This is a genomic window from Gloeothece verrucosa PCC 7822 (assembly GCF_000147335.1).
GTDB classification, from domain to species: Bacteria; Cyanobacteriota; Cyanobacteriia; order Cyanobacteriales; family Microcystaceae; genus Gloeothece; species Gloeothece verrucosa.
In genome coordinates, this window is record NC_014501.1 from 1,580,402 (window position 1) to 1,594,900 (window position 14,499).

Here is a 14,499-nt window from a genome sequence, read left to right on the forward strand (position 1 = left end):
TATCAAAACTTAACCGCATCTTATAAAATTCTATATATGGAGTTACAAAACCCCCTATTACTCTACATCTGTGGTATAACGAGATATAGACTAAATTGTCGTACACTTGTCAAAGTCCTTAAGTTCAGTATCCTATGCAACAGATTGTCCCGACCTCAACCCGTACAAATTCCCTTCAAAATGGGAATCACTCTACTGTTTCTAATAGTACAGGGGGTCAATTATCCCATCATCACAGCAAGATCCAAGTGATTAAGCGGAATGGGTCTAACGCTGCCTTAAATGTTGCTAAGATACGAGAAGTCGTAGAATGGGCTTGTGCAGGTAAAGACGTTAACCCCATCGCCCTAGAAGCCGGATTGACTACCCGCCTCAGAAATGGCATCACTACCCGAGAAATTCAAGATAATCTCATTAACTGCGCCTTGGAAATGTGTAGCCCAGAGGAACCCGACTGGCGTTATGTGGCCGGCAGACTGCATATCTGGAGTTTGTGGAAAGATGTATTAGCCGCGCGAGGATATCAATATGGGGACTACGAACAGACAGTTAAAACGAAGATAGAAAATAAACTATATGATCAACGCATATTAGTCTATAGTTCTCAAGAATTACAAGAAGCCGGCAGTTGGATTAATTCAGACTGGGATACAGATTATGATTATGCCGGGGCAGTATTATTAACCAGCCGCTACTTATTACCCCATGAGTTACCCCAAGAAGCTTTACTCACCTGTGCATTATTGTTAGCTTCGGTAGAAACCCCCGAAAATCGCTTAAAATGGGCCAGAAAATTCTATGAAGCGATCGCCAAGCGGCAAGTATCTTTAGCCACTCCGATCCTCGCAAACCTGAGAATTCCCAATGGTTCGTTAACCAGTTGTTTCATTAGTGCCCTTGACGACAATTTAGAAAGTATTTTCTCAGAAATAGCCAATACTGCCAGAATTTCAAAAAATGGCGGCGGAGTTGGCATCAATGTAAGTCGTATTCGCGCCACCGGTAGCTGGGTAATGAATAAACCCAACGCCTCTGGGGGAGTCATTCCTTGGATTAAAATTCTCAATGATACGGCGATCGCCGTTAACCAAGGCGGTAGACGCGCCGGTGCCGTTACCATTAGCTTAGATATATGGCATCTCGATGTCCCTGAATTTCTAGAGATGCAAACCGAAAACGGAGATCAGCGCCGCAAAGCTTATGATATCTTTCCCCAGTTGGTGATCACAGACGAATTTATGCGGCGGGTAATTCATAAGCAAGACTGGACATTAGTCGATCCTTATGAAGTTAGAACCAAGTTTGGTATTGAATTAGCTGAACTTTGGGGCGAAGAATTTGAAAAGGTTTACGCCAAAATAGAAGCGGCTATCTTAAACGAAGAAATACTTTTATATAAACGGGTAAATGCGCGAGAGTTGTTTAAGCATATCATGCGATCGCAACTAGAAACCGGTATGCCCTATCTCGCTTTTAAAGATACCATCAACCGGGCAAACCCAAATAAACATGAGGGTTATATACCGGGGGTTAATCTCTGTGTGGCCGGAGAAACCAAAATTTTAACCGATAGAGGTCAAATTGCCATTGCTGACTTAGTAGGAGAAAAGGTTAACATTTGGAATGGTTCAGAATGGTCAGAGGTTTTAATTAAAAAAACCGGTGAAAACCAACCTTTGTTAAAAGTTCACTTCTCCAATGGGGAAGATTTAGAGTGTACTTATTATCATCATTTCTGGGTGCAAGATAGTTACCGTTCCCAACCTCGTCTAGTACAAGCAAAGGACTTAAACCCAGGAGATAAACTGATTAAATACCGTTTACCTTTAGTGGAATCCGAAAATGATCTCGATTTTCCCGATGCTTATACTTCCGGTTTGTTTTCGGGTGATGGTAGTTATTCGCTCTCTAGATATCCAGAGTTAGATTTATATGGGGAAAAGAAAAATCTTGTTAAAGATATCACTACCCAGAGAAATGTTATTGCTATTTGCGATGATGTAAAACAAGATCGTTTGCTCTGTAAACTTCCTTTAGATATTGCGGCTAAATTTACGGTTCCCTTAAATGGATATACGATTAAATCTCGTTTAGAGTGGTTAGCCGGATTATTAGATGCTGAGGGTACAGTGGCGCGGAATGGTTCAAATGAATCTTTAGAAATTGCCTCAGTGAATCGACAATTTTTGCTAGATATTCGTCTGATGTTACAAACATTAGGCGTTGACTCAAAAGTGACTCCTATGGATGAGATGGGTGATCAATTTCTCCCAGATGGAAAAGGAAGTGATAAAGATTATCTTTGTCAAGCAAAATATCGCTTACTGATTTCTTCTATCGGTTTATTTCAATTAGGACAGCTAGGACTAAAAACCCATCGCTTACAATGGACATTAAGAGAACCCTCTAGAGAAGCAAGTCAATTTATTAAAGTTGTTGAGGTAGAATTAACTTGCCGTAGAGATGACACTTATTGCTTTAATGAACCCTTACGTCATTTAGGAATGTTTAACGGTATTTTGACCGGACAATGTACCGAATCATTCTCTAATGTTAAACCCGGTCAAGAATCCCATTGCTGCAATTTGATAAGCCTTAATTTAGCTAATTTAGAAGAATCTGAATTAGCAGAAGCTTGCAAAATTTCTGTTAGGTTATTGGATAATACCATAGACTTAACTTATCCTCCTTTTGAAGCGGCTAAACATCACAACAACCTCTATCGCACCATTGGGGTAGGATGTATGGGGTTAGCTGACTGGTTGGCAAAACGTCGTCTATCCTATGAACATTTAACCCATATTAGTCATCTATTTGAAGAAATAGGTTATTGGTGTACTCATTCTTCAATGGAATTAGCAAAAGAAAGAGGCGCTTATACCTGTTTTGAGGGGAGTGACTGGAGTAAAGGGCAATTAATCGGCTCTAAACCGGTAGAATGGTTTTTAGAAAATGCTCATCATCCCGAAAGATGGGCAAAACTAGCCGCAGATATTCAACAGTATGGCATCCGTAACTCCCATATCACCGCGATAGCGCCTAATACTTCTTCCTCTTTAGTGCAAGGATGTACCGCCAGTGTATTACCGGTTTATAGCCGCTTCTTCTATGATAAATGGGCAAAAGGAGCGGTTCCCATTGCGCCGCCTTATATTAAAGAGAGTTTCTGGTTTTATCCAGAAAATAAAGTCTATGACCAAAATAAGGTCGTCAAAGCGATCGCTGTCATGCAACAATGGATAGATACGGGGATTTCAATGGAATTGTTGTTTAATCTCAATGGCGGGGTCTATTTCCCCGAAGATCCAGAAAGATTTCTGAAAGCTAAAGATATCTATGATACGCTCATTTTAGCGTGGCAAGAAGGCTGTAAGGCCATTTACTATATCCGCACGGTACAGAAAGATAACTTTAAAGATACTGATAATAGTTGTTCTTCCTGTGCGAATTAGGTAACAATGGGAGGTCAAGGAAACCCATACTTGACCTTCTGTATCATGGATAAAACCCTATACGAACAAGATTACTATCTTTGGTTAGACACCACTGCTCAACTTTTAAAAGAGGGCAGATTTTACGATTTAGATATAGACAATTTATTAGAAGAAATTATTTCTCTTAAAATAGAAGAAAGACAAGCTATTAGTCAGCATTTAAGGGCTGTTCTTCGACATCTTCTTAAATATAAATACGTACCAGAAGAAAGAACTAATGATTGTCGTTTAATTATCTTTCAGCATCAAGATGAATTAGCTGAATATTTGGCGGATAGTCCTAGCTTGAAATCATTTTTTATAGAAGTGTTTGATGAATGCTATGATACGGCTAAAAGACTAGCAACAATAGAAACTGAATTACCTATTGAAACTTTTCCGACTGAATCTCCTTTTACTGTTCAACAAGTTTTAGGTTCTGATTATTTGCCAGAATAATCTTATTCTTTTTATAAATTCTATATAGGTCGTTATCAAAGGGTTGAATAGTATGAAAAAATGCTAAACTATACCATGAGTTTGTTTCTAGAAAATAGACATAAAGACTCCTTTTTTTAGGAAAATATTTAATAAATGCTATTAGAAAACAAAAAAAGAAGCGGCAATATAAACAGGATTATCTATAGAATATTTTCCGATAAAATAACATTTTCCGCCTGAATAAGTGTTAGAGATTGAAGATTTGCCAGAAAAAAAATTTAGATAAGCTGATCAAATTGCTTTCCCCGATTAAAAAGTGTTAAAATAGCCCAAGTAAGCTAATGTTGAACTCCTAAATTACAATGGTATTTACCCCGACAAATTTATCTGAAAGAATGCCCATTACTCCGATCTTCAATCCCAATGGAGATGACAGAATAGAAAACCGGACAATGTGGTTTGGAAATATTACCAATTTAATGCAGTTAAATGACGTTCGCTACACCTGGGCAGTAGGATTATATAAACAAATGCGGGAGAACTTTTGGATTCCCGAACGATTAGATATTACACAAGATGTCACAGATTATTGGAATTTAACCGAGGATGAACGGTATGCTTTTGAGGGAATTTTATCCTATTTAACTTTTTTAGATTCTGTTCAAACCTGTAATATTCCTCATCTAAAAGCCTCCGTTACTGCCCCAGAAATTAGCCTCTGTATGGCAGAACAAATTTCTCAAGAAGGAATGCACAATCAGGCTTATCAATACATGATAGAAACCATTATTCCCTTAGAAAGAAGAAGTGAAGTTTACGATTTTTGGCGAACCGATAAAGTGCTAAAAGCGAGATGTGAATTTATTGCAGGACTTTATCAGAAATATATTAATCAACCCAACATTGATAACTATTTTACCGCTTTAATGGCTGATTACTTGCTAGAAGGACTTTACTTTTATAATGGGTTTATTTACTTCTATAATTTAGCCTCAAGAATGCTTATGCCCGGTTCAGCAGATATTTTTAAAATGATCAATCGCGATGAATTAAGTCATGTGAGATTGTATCAAAAAATTATCGCGGAAGCCATGCAAACTTTTCCCCATTCAGTTGATAAAGTTTATGAAATGTTTGACACAGCCGTTCATCATGAATGTCGTTGGACAAATCACATCGTCGGTGATAATATTTTAGGAATTACCGAGTCGAGTACAGAGCAATATACTAAATATCTAGCCAACATTCGTCTCAAAGCTATTGGTTTAAAACCTCTTTATGCCGATGAAAAATACCAAAAGAGTCCCTATAGCCATTTAGAGCGATTTTCAGATACTAAAAAAGATGCTCACACTAAAGCAAATTTTTTTGAAGCTACCGTTACCAGTTATGTTATGTCTTCAGGGGTAACCGGTTGGGATGAAATATAAGCTTTAATTAAAAATCTGACCTTGGCGGCTTTAAGAGTTGTCAAGGTTTTTGCTTTAAAATAACTTATAGTTTTAAGGCGGCAAAAACCCCTCTATCCAGCCAGTGGACAGCAGCCCATGAAAATCCCTCAAAAACGCCTTGCCCATCTGAGTTCTCTATTTTTTAGCGTTCTGATTTTTGCTCTTTCTATTTGGGCAATTAATCAAGAACTGCGAAAGTATCATATTCATGAGGTGTGGAATAGTTTATTAGCCATTCCTGCCCCTCATATCTTGTTAGCAGTGGGATTGACGGCTTTAAATTATGTCATGCTAACTGGTTATGATACCCTTGCTATTTATTATATTCGTCATCCTCTGCCCTATCGTAAAACCGCTTTGGCGGCTTTAATTAGTTATGCCATTAGCAATAGTGTGGGGTTAGCTTTGCTCAGTGGTACGGCAATTCGCTATCGTCTCTATCGCGCTTGGGGCTTGTCAGTAATTGAAATTGCTCAAATTGTTGCTTTCTGTAATTTAAGTTTCTGGTTAGGGCTGTTTTCTGTCGGCGGCGTAGTTTTTCTCGTCAAAGCGGTTGAAATACCACAATTATTGAATTTACCTTTTACCTCAGTACATCCTTTGGGTGTAATTTTTTTAATGGTGGTTATAGGATATTTATTGGCTACGGTTTTATCAAGAAAATCCCTTAAAGTTGGCCAATTGACTATACCCCATCTGCCTTTGAAATTGTCTCTGGCACAAATTACCGTTACTTCCCTTGATTGGGCCTTGGCGGCTACCGTCTTATATGTTATTTTACCGCCTAGTACCCATTTGTCCTATTTAGGTTTTTTTGGTATTTACTTATTGGCTCAGATTGCTGGCATTATTAGTAATGTTCCCGGCGGGCTTGGTGTTTTTGAAACAGTTATGTTACTGTTATTGTCTCCCGCTTTGCCTTCTGAGGCTTTATTTGGAGCCTTGTTAGTTTATCGAGGTATCTACTATTTTCTGCCTTTAGTCATTGCCGTCTTAGTTTTGGGGCTGTATGAGTTTAAACAACGCTCTTATTAAACTACTATTAACCAAAATTAATCACTCATCTACTTTCTTATTTTATAAACTCACTGATATTATTAAAGATAGGCACACTGTGTCTGTTTAGTCTCTGAGAATTGGTTAAAGATAAGGACGAGAGAATTTTCTCTTAGTCCTTTTTTTTTATAAGATTGGGTTAGAAGCGGGAGCAGGCTTGACATCTGGTTGTTTAAGCGGACGAACCATGATTAATTTGTTCTCCAACTTCAAAAAATCTTCAAAATTAATTGTTATGTTTTGTACAGTGCTTATTTACTTACAACTCACTTGAGTTTGAGGGAGTTATAGCGTTGCTCTTGGAGAGTGACGCTACTTTATATTATTAGTGTGCATCAATCCGTCACTCATTTAACAAGTTTTCCTTGTATCTTCAAAAAATCTTCATAATTACCTGTTAATGATCTACTTAAGCTCATGAATTAGAAAACAGCAGAAATAGCAACAGTGGCGTTACTCAATAGGAGAGTGACGCTTTTTTGCCGATGTTTGAAACATCTATTTACATGAGTTGAGAGATTTGATATTCTTATGATACTTAAAAAAATATTTAAGCAATAAAAACCTTAAAATAACCTAATAATGACTTTAATCATCAGACAGTAGTTAAAATAACCTAAAAGTAAAACTTTTAAAAAAGAGACGATAATATAAAAAATTCTATTCATTAAGGAACCCCTAAGAGCTTGACAAAAATATTTTTTGTGGTAAGAAAAGCTTCAAAATAAATTAAAAATAATTAAATTAAAAAAAAAGCTATCAAGATAGTACCTGTGTTCTAAAATAAACAAAGACTCATTAAAGTAAAAAACACAGGGAATAATTTATTCTAGAAAAGATTATGGAACCCCTCACACAAGCCCAACAAGAACTGTACGATTGGCTATGCGAGTACATCAGAACCAGTCAACACGCGCCTTCGATTCGTCAGATGATGAAGGCAATGAACCTGAGATCTCCAGCACCGATCCAAAGTCGTTTGGAACGGTTACGTTCAAAAGGTTATATTGACTGGACAGAAGGAAAAGCTCGCACAATCCGCATTCTACATCAGCCTGCCGTTGGTATTCCCATTCATGGGTCTATAGCGGCTGGGGGATTAGTAGAACCCTTTACGGACGTGCAAGAGAAACTGGATTTAACCAGTTTTTTTCAAAAACCTCATTGGTTTGCACTCAGAGTGACAGGAGATAGCATGATCGAAGATCTCATTACTGAAGGAGACCTCGTGATTATGCGACCTCGAAATCCTGACGAAAACCTGAAAAATGGAGAAATCGTTGCCGCCAGAGTCGACGGACATGGCACAACCTTAAAACGTTACTATCAGGAAGGAGAAAAAGTCACTCTAAAACCCTCTAATCCTAAATACAACCCGATTATCATCCCTCTACATCAAGTAGAAATTCAAGGGATTTTAGTGGGGGTTTGGCGAGGAGGAATCAATTAAACATCAAAAATCGGTAGTCATGTGGGTGGTGGACTCAATCCCTAACCCCTGACTACTCATGATTTGCTCTGATCAATAGCAATGGTAATATGAGTGACAATTTTTTTACTAAAAAAGCCACATTCTTTGATCGCTGGGCCCCCAACTACGATATTTTACTGACTACAATATTTTATCAAGCCATACACAAGCGGCTTCTAGAATATGTAAAACTGCCCAATTGCCCTGATGTTCTCGACCTCGGTTGTGGAACTGGCCGTCTCCTCCATCGTCTAGCTACTCTCAACAGAGATTTACGCGGCATAGGTCTAGATTTATCTCCTGAAATGATCCGACAAGCTAGACAGCGCAATCACCTTCGAAAACAACTGATTTACATCCGAGGGAATGCCGAATCTCTTCCTTTTGCGGCTCGTCAATTTGATGCCGTGTTTAATACGATTAGTTTTCTCCATTATCCCAACCCTCAACAGGTGCTATCAGAGGTTAAACGAGTCCTGAAACAGGGAGGACGGTTTTATCTAGCCGACACCAGCATTAAAATACAATATATACCTTTTTCCCCAGGAGGATTAAGGCTTTACTCTCCTCAAAAACGAGAACAATTAGCCCTTGAAGTAGGTTTAAAAACCGTTGCTCATCATCTCCTGTTAAGCGGCGTTTGGCTAACCATTTTTGAGGCTTAAATACCCCAAATATCATGACCGCCAAACCTGACCCAAAAATCGCGCAAAAACTAATTATTTTTACTCGTTATCCTGAACCCGGCAAAACCAAAACCCGTATGATTCCTATTTTGGGTGAAGAGGGAGCCGCACAACTTCAGCGTCAGATGACAGAATTCACCCTAAAAATCGCCAAAAAAATTGAGGCTGATGGCAGCACATTGGTCGCCATTTATTTTGCAGGCGGCAACGAAACATTAATGCAGCAGTGGCTAGGAAAGGATTTAATTTATCAAAAACAGAGCGAAGGCGATTTAGGGCAAAGGATGCACTCTGCTTATAGTGCGTCTTTTTTAGAGGGGATGAAAAAAGTGGTGATCATTGGTACTGATTGCCCGGACTTGGATGAAAATATTATTAATCAAGCATTTCAGAATTTATCGCCACAGAATTTAGTCTTAGGTCCGGCTGCGGATGGAGGATATTATTTAATAGGATTAAGCCGCCCCTATGCGGCATTGTTTGAAGGAATTAATTGGGGCAGTTCTGAAGTTTTGGCGCAAACCGAAGCCATCGCGCGGCAACTAGATTTAAGGGTTTCTTATCTTCCTGTTCTTGAGGATGTTGATCGTCCAGAGGACTTATGGATTTGGCAAAATAAGTCTTATCAGTAGTTGTTCACTTGGGAGGTGTCATTCCTACCACAGAGGGACGCTTAAGCGGCGTTGAAAACATGGCTTTTAAAGCAGATTGACGGCGTTGGGGTAACTCAGCCGCCATTTCCCATAAACTTTCGTAGAAGAAGAAAGAGACACCAGCAAACCCTTGATCGCGGGTGGTTTGCACTTGAGTTCTAATCTTATTCATGGGTACGGGACGACCCTTTAAGCCAGCTAAAATCCCGATTCCTACAGGAATATGCGCTTTAGCTTCTTGTAATTCCGGTTGGGATAACTCCCGCTCAAAATCTTTTTGATTCTCACGGTAAACTTGTATCACTAATTCTTCTATCAGTCCTTTTTCTTCCCAGGTTTTCCAATCTAAAAGAAACGCTTCTAAAGAGAATTTTTGAGGGTTAGGAGACAGGGAAACTAAGGCATGAGGATTACTCTTTTTAATTGTACTGAATAACTGGGTCATATAAGCAGTAATTTTATCAGCCCGCCATTGAATCCATTCAGGGTCTTTCACATTGTTTGGCGGCAGTTTACCCCCATGTTCTTGTTGATAGAGACTGACAGTAATCGGATCATAACCAAAATCCGAAGGATAGCCAAAGTGATCATCAAATTGAATCCCATCAACATCATAATTACTGACAATTTCTACCACTAAATTAGTAATAAACTTCTGCACTTCTGGGTTTAAAGGATTTAACCAGACTCGTTGATGAGCTTTTCCTTCCCACCAAATAATCGTATTATCTTGACGTTTAGTCAACCATTCAGGATGGCGTTTAGCTAATTCGGAGTCTGCCGGTGCCATAAAACCAAACTCAAACCAAGGAATAACAGCCATTCCTTTTTGATGAGCGTCTTTAATAATTTCTTTGAGAATATCTCGCCCTTTTAAACCTTCTGTCGGATCTATAGAAATTCCTGTCGTTTGTTTAGCCACTGAAGAAGGATAGAGTGTATAGCCCCAATTCCAGACGGTAGGATAAAGAGTGTTAAAGTTTAACTTACTTAAGGTTTCTATGGCTTTAGAAATATTTTTCTGTTTAAATAAAACTTCACTATCAATATTGGTTAACCAAACTCCCCGCAGTTCGCTAGAAAGATTCTGTGCATCGCTAGGATAAGGGATAAAAATACTGCTTACACTTATCAGTAAAGCTACCGTAAAGCAAAATATTATTTTAAATTTTCGGCTTATATATTGACTTTTTTTCATCATTATGCTAACAAAAATCAGTGAAAATTTTTAATATTGATGCCAGTTCAAAACTCTATAATACTAATAATCGGCCTTGATCTGGATTTCTTTGTTCCCCTTGTCGGCTGTGCTGTGGAAGCTACAGTTAATCGAACCATTTCTTTGTGCTTTGTTCCCTCATCAAGATTTTTCTCTCGTTCAATCAGTTCATCAATACTATTTGAAGTTAAATAAAAAGACAAAAAGCACAGTATTAGTCAGATCAATTTTGGCAAATCCTGCCCAAAATACGAACCCTCCACGCACCCCTTTAATAGGAATAAATATTTGTTGCAAAAGGGAATATTTTCGGGAAATCAAATAGAGTTTAGTGTTTATAATTAAAATTGATTAACCTAAGATACTCCCTAACTAATCTTAAGCTTTATTACAAATTTAACCGGAGAACATCAATGAAAATTAAATGGCTGATTGGTCTGGTATTGACAATCTTACTGTTAGTCCCATTCGGAGCTAACTTGGTGTTGTCTAAAATACTCGAAGTGCCAAAGACTGAAGAAGTAGAAGTAGTTTGGACTAAGCAAAATTGGAGCAAAGATCAGTGGGAATGGTGGTATCACATTTCTCAAGGAAGTGGCCTTGAAGCAATCATTCCTTATAAATGGTTTATTTCTCTAGAACAACCTAAGCTCTCTTTTTTTCAATCCGCAGGGGATTTTATTGATCCTAAATATTTAGAGGGTTTCGGATTTTTAAGTGATGGGAAAAATGCATATAATCCTGATGCTTTACCGGTTGGGTTTGCCAAAAGCGAGAATTATTTTGATCCCCAAAGTCTAGATAAAAAACCTAAGACAGTGATCGGTTTTACTTGTGCCGCTTGTCATACCGGTCAAATAAATTATCAAGGTAAGGCGATTCGCACAGAAGGGGGACCGGCCATGATAGAACTGGATAAATTTAAAACAGCAGTAGGATTATCACTATTGTTGACTAAAATAGATCCTATTCGTTTTAATCGATTTGCTGATCGGGTACTCGGAAAAGATCACACCCCCGAAGAAAGCAAACAATTAAAACAAGAGCTTAATGATTTAATTGCTCAAGCAAAAGAAACCCGAAAACAAGTTAGCGCTTCCCCTGATGTTAAAGAAGGTTTTGGCCGCCTTGATGCTCTAACTCGCATTGGCAATTTTGTCTTTGGAAGCGAAGTTAATCCAAAAAACATTCTACCCACCAATGCGCCGGTTAGCTATCCTCATATTTGGTCTGCTCCCTGGTTTGACTGGGTACAATATAATGGCTCAGTGATGCAACCGATGGTCCGCAACGCCGGAGAGGCAATGGGGGTATTTGCCAGAGTAGATTTAAATGCTAATTCGCCCGATGTGTTTAAGTCTAACGTTGATGTGAAACAGCTTCACGCCATCGAAGAACTGTTGACAGGGGATTCGATTTTTACCGGTTTAACTGCCCCTAAATGGCGAGAAGATATCCTCGGAACCATTGATCCAGAAAAAGCGGCTAAAGGCAAAGTCCTTTACAAACAATACTGTCAAAGCTGTCACCTTCCCCCAATGGATTCAGCCGAGTTTATGGATAAAAAATACTGGACAAAGCTTGGCGATAATGACCGAGAGTATTTACAAGTAACCATGAAAAATCTATACACCATTGGAACTGATCCAACGGCGGCTGTGGACTGGTATCAACGCACAGTTAATTTAGGTCCTTTAGCGCAAAAATACCTTACTCCAAAAAGCTTTGAAACTGATGGGATTATTACGGCTGGAGCCGCTTTACCATTTGTAGTAGAAGAAACGGTAGAGAAAAAGTATGATGAATTAGGATTAACCCCAGAAGAAAGAGACGCTTTTAACGGCTATCGTCCGAACAAAGCGAGAGCGCCTTTAGCCTATAAAGCACGGCCTCTCAATGGAATTTGGGCTACTGCACCGTTTCTTCATAATGGTTCAGTTCCTAACCTCTATGAGATGCTAATTCCTGCCGATGAGCGCACTAAAAAGTTCTATGTGGGAACCAAAGAATTTGATCCGCAATATGTGGGTTATAAAAAGGCTCAAATACCTGGAGCATCTGAGTTTGATACTAGCAAAAAAGGGAATCTCAATACGGGACATGAATTTAAAGGAGATGGCACCGGACAAGGTGTAATTGGTCCTGCTTTAAATGAGGAAGACCGTTGGGCAATCGTTGAGTATTTAAAAACCCTCTAACCTAAGTTCTCATTAATATTAGGGTGGGCAAAGTCGGGAATGATTCATTAAAATTATTCCCGCGTCCACTCCGACTATGATGCACCAGAATGGGTGAAACAAAGCTAAAAAACTTTGCACAAATATTGAGACAAAGTAAAAGCATCTACCCCTAACTCGGTTCTTTCACCAGCCGCTACAATACCCGCCTGAGCGTGCCACCAAGCCGCCGTTGCCACTGTTTTTTCGATCGCTGCAAGGCAGGTAACTTGCTGGGCCATTAAACCCCCAATTAATCCGGTTAAAACATCCCCACTACCCCCACGAGCTAAAGCCGGGGTACTTTCAGGAATTAACCACACACAACCATTAGGAGCCGCTATGGCCGTTCTCGCTCCTTTGAACAAAATAATCGCCCCACTCAGTCTAGACGCTTCAACAACCGCCTTAATGCGGTCTGAATGGGGATTATCAATCTCGGGAAATAGCCGCTTAAATTCCCCTAAATGAGGAGTTAATACAGTTGCCGCCGGGCGTTTTCTGAGACGGGAAATCGAATCGAGTTGAGCCAAAATATTTAAGCCATCGGCATCTAAGATCAGGGGACATTCTGCCTGTAACACCGTTTCTACTATTGACTTAGCATCTGAAGTTAAACCCGGACCACAGGCGATCACGCTATAGTTATTAAAATCACTGGCCAGATTGGGCAATTCGGCGATCGCTCCGCTTTCGGTTTCTGGACAATCAATAATCAGGGCCTCTGGTAAATGATTCACCAGCATCGGTTTTAAGGACTTAGGAGCCGCGATCGAGAGCATACCTACCCCACTCCCCCTAGCACCCAACCCCGTTAAAATAGCCCCTCCTGCATAGCGATAAGAACCACAAATCACTAACAGATGTCCTTGTTTGTACTTATGGGTAACCAGAGGACGAGGTAAAGGGAGAAACCGTTGAGCTAAAGTTAAAGTCATTTTTTGCACAGGTGCCGGTTGTCCTAACACTGCCCAAGCATCTTTTGCCGGCACACCAAAATCAATCCGTTCGGCAGAACCGATATACTCCAAGGCCTGGTCTTGAAAATAGGCCCACTTCCACAACCCGAGACATAAACTATAAGTCGCCCTCACCGCCACCCCTAACACTTCGCCGGTATCGGTATGAAGTCCCGAGGGAATATCAATACTCACCACCGGCTGACTCCATTGATTGAGCAACTCAATATCCTCGACAATTTCACCTGTAAGGGGCCGAGTTAACCCAAATCCAAATAATCCATCAATAAATAACTCACACTTGTATAACTGTTCTAAGGTTTCATAAAAAGGAATCCCTAAATTTTGGGCATATTGCGCGTGTTTAGCCGTTAAATCTTTCAGTTTATGGATCGGACAATACACATTGACTTGATATCCCTGTAAATGTAGCTCTCTGGCTACCACTAGGGCATCTCCCCCATTATGGCCAGGCCCCACTAAAACCCCTACCCGAGAGATTTGGGAGAGAGGGTAAAGTTGTTGAATCCGGTTGGCACACAAGATTGCCGCTTTTTCCATCAAAGCAGCGACGGGCATTGAAGCGGCAAAGATGCGGTCTTCGATTTGTCGCATCTGCAAGGCATTGACCACCACTGATTCGAGTTGTTCTCGTTCTTTAACCATTTTAAGTTATGACCTTTGTCATTAGTCAAGAGTCAAGAGTCATTAGTCATCAGTCGTTAGTCATTAGAGAACCAGAAACAGAGAATAATGGGCTGGGGTGCAACCCTCGTGTTCCGCACGGCTGATCCATGATCAGTGACTAATGACCAGTGACTAATGACCAGTAACTAATGACCAGTGACTAATAACCAGTGACTAAGGGCTAATT

Annotated in this window: 10 protein-coding genes; 8 read left to right on the plus strand and 2 right to left on the minus strand. The window is 39.7% G+C overall.

The window, feature by feature from the left end:
* Positions 1–134: 134 nt before the first annotated feature.
* The 7 genes from CYAN7822_RS07045 (at position 135) to CYAN7822_RS07075 (ending at position 9,210) form a co-directional block, all read left to right on the plus strand.
* Positions 135–3,452 carry a ribonucleotide reductase N-terminal alpha domain-containing protein gene (locus CYAN7822_RS07045; RefSeq protein ID WP_013321548.1) on the plus strand — a complete coding sequence of 1,106 codons (3,318 nt, stop codon included), beginning with the start codon at positions 135–137 and terminating at the stop codon, positions 3,450–3,452.
* A gap of 45 nt (positions 3,453–3,497) precedes the next feature.
* Positions 3,498–3,932 carry a DUF29 domain-containing protein gene (locus tag CYAN7822_RS07050; protein WP_041933163.1) on the plus strand — a complete coding sequence of 145 codons (435 nt, stop codon included), beginning with the start codon at positions 3,498–3,500 and terminating at the stop codon, positions 3,930–3,932.
* A gap of 344 nt (positions 3,933–4,276) precedes the next feature.
* Complete coding sequence (locus tag CYAN7822_RS07055; protein ID WP_013321550.1) at positions 4,277–5,344, plus strand: ribonucleotide-diphosphate reductase subunit beta; 1,068 nt, start codon at positions 4,277–4,279, stop codon at positions 5,342–5,344.
* 117 nt (positions 5,345–5,461) lie between these two features.
* On the plus strand, positions 5,462–6,400 hold the full coding sequence (locus CYAN7822_RS07060) for a lysylphosphatidylglycerol synthase domain-containing protein (RefSeq protein WP_013321551.1): 939 nt from the start codon (positions 5,462–5,464) through the stop codon (positions 6,398–6,400).
* A gap of 862 nt (positions 6,401–7,262) precedes the next feature.
* Positions 7,263–7,871 (plus strand): transcriptional repressor LexA, encoded by a 609-nt coding sequence (gene lexA / locus CYAN7822_RS07065; protein ID WP_013321552.1) that lies wholly within the window; start codon positions 7,263–7,265, stop codon positions 7,869–7,871.
* Positions 7,872–7,960: 89 nt separating this feature from the next.
* Positions 7,961–8,557, plus strand: a complete 597-nt coding sequence (locus tag CYAN7822_RS07070; RefSeq protein ID WP_013321553.1) for a class I SAM-dependent methyltransferase — start codon at positions 7,961–7,963, stop codon at positions 8,555–8,557.
* A gap of 14 nt (positions 8,558–8,571) precedes the next feature.
* Entirely contained in the window at positions 8,572–9,210 is a 639-nt protein-coding gene (locus tag CYAN7822_RS07075; protein ID WP_013321554.1) for a TIGR04282 family arsenosugar biosynthesis glycosyltransferase, read from the plus strand.
* A gap of 4 nt (positions 9,211–9,214) precedes the next feature.
* Here CYAN7822_RS07075 and CYAN7822_RS07080 read toward each other — a convergent pair whose 3' ends face one another.
* On the minus strand, positions 9,215–10,432 hold the full coding sequence (locus CYAN7822_RS07080) for a glycoside hydrolase family 10-like protein (protein ID WP_013321555.1): 1,218 nt from the start codon (positions 10,430–10,432) through the stop codon (positions 9,215–9,217).
* A gap of 431 nt (positions 10,433–10,863) precedes the next feature.
* Between CYAN7822_RS07080 and CYAN7822_RS07085 the strand changes: the two genes are divergently transcribed.
* A complete protein-coding gene (locus CYAN7822_RS07085; protein ID WP_013321556.1) occupies positions 10,864–12,648 on the plus strand; it encodes a di-heme-cytochrome C peroxidase in 1,785 nt (594 codons plus the stop codon).
* Between the two features lie 104 nt (positions 12,649–12,752).
* On the opposite strand, the gene CYAN7822_RS07090 is transcribed toward CYAN7822_RS07085, so the two are convergent.
* Entirely contained in the window at positions 12,753–14,291 is a 1,539-nt protein-coding gene (locus tag CYAN7822_RS07090) for a bifunctional ADP-dependent NAD(P)H-hydrate dehydratase/NAD(P)H-hydrate epimerase (RefSeq protein WP_013321557.1), read from the minus strand.
* Positions 14,292–14,499 lie beyond the last annotated feature (208 nt).

Bases quoted from the DNA above. Each gene is read 5' to 3' on its own strand.
- CYAN7822_RS07045 (WP_013321548.1), top strand. From the start codon at position 135: ATGCAACAGATTGTCCCGACCTCAACCCGTACAAATTCCCTTCAAAAT.
- CYAN7822_RS07050 (WP_041933163.1), top strand. From the start codon at position 3,498: ATGGATAAAACCCTATACGAACAAGATTACTATCTTTGGTTAGACACC.
- CYAN7822_RS07055 (WP_013321550.1), top strand. From the start codon at position 4,277: ATGGTATTTACCCCGACAAATTTATCTGAAAGAATGCCCATTACTCCG.
- CYAN7822_RS07060 (WP_013321551.1), top strand. From the start codon at position 5,462: ATGAAAATCCCTCAAAAACGCCTTGCCCATCTGAGTTCTCTATTTTTT.
- lexA (WP_013321552.1), top strand. From the start codon at position 7,263: ATGGAACCCCTCACACAAGCCCAACAAGAACTGTACGATTGGCTATGC.
- CYAN7822_RS07070 (WP_013321553.1), top strand. From the start codon at position 7,961: ATGAGTGACAATTTTTTTACTAAAAAAGCCACATTCTTTGATCGCTGG.
- CYAN7822_RS07075 (WP_013321554.1), top strand. From the start codon at position 8,572: ATGACCGCCAAACCTGACCCAAAAATCGCGCAAAAACTAATTATTTTT.
- CYAN7822_RS07080 (WP_013321555.1), bottom strand. From the start codon at position 10,432: ATGATGAAAAAAAGTCAATATATAAGCCGAAAATTTAAAATAATATTT.
- CYAN7822_RS07085 (WP_013321556.1), top strand. From the start codon at position 10,864: ATGAAAATTAAATGGCTGATTGGTCTGGTATTGACAATCTTACTGTTA.
- CYAN7822_RS07090 (WP_013321557.1), bottom strand. From the start codon at position 14,291: ATGGTTAAAGAACGAGAACAACTCGAATCAGTGGTGGTCAATGCCTTG.